This is a genomic window from Streptomyces hilarionis, assembly GCF_024539675.1.
Classification (GTDB): domain Bacteria; phylum Actinomycetota; class Actinomycetes; order Streptomycetales; family Streptomycetaceae; genus Streptomyces; species Streptomyces hilarionis.
The window spans coordinates 1-417 of record NZ_JAHHIT010000467.1 but is presented as its reverse complement, the minus strand read 5'-3'; the positions used below and the strand labels follow the sequence as shown (position 1 = coordinate 417).

Below are 417 nucleotides of genomic sequence, written 5' to 3'. Positions count from 1 at the left end.
GAGTAATGGAATGATTGGCCCTGGCGATATTGGGATCTGGGACGACGTCCAAGTTCCAGGGTTAGCCGAGCTGGTCAAAACTATTCAGCGGTTTGGGGCGAAAGCAGGCTGCCAGTTGGGGCATGCAGGCCGTCAGTTGGGTGTCCCAGGCCCATCCATCGCACCTTCGGCCATCCCGTTCACTGCCGATTCACCTGTGCCGCAGGCACTCGATCTGGCAGGAATCAAGCAGGTGGTAGAGGCTTTCCGACAAGGCGCACGCCGTGCTCATGAGGCGGGCTTCGACGTAGTGGAAGTGCACACTGCCCACGGATATCTGCTCAATGAGTTTCTCTCGCCACTCGCGAACCATCGCACCGACGAATACGGTGGCAGCCATGAGAACCGCTATCGCATCGTCCGTGAAGTGATCGATGC

General features: G+C 58.5%; 1 protein-coding gene. It reads left to right on the top strand.

What is annotated here, in order from left to right; genetic code table 11:
• Positions 1-417: oxidoreductase (locus KMS84_RS39155; RefSeq protein WP_498066969.1), on the top strand; the 417-nt coding region annotated here is incomplete at both ends.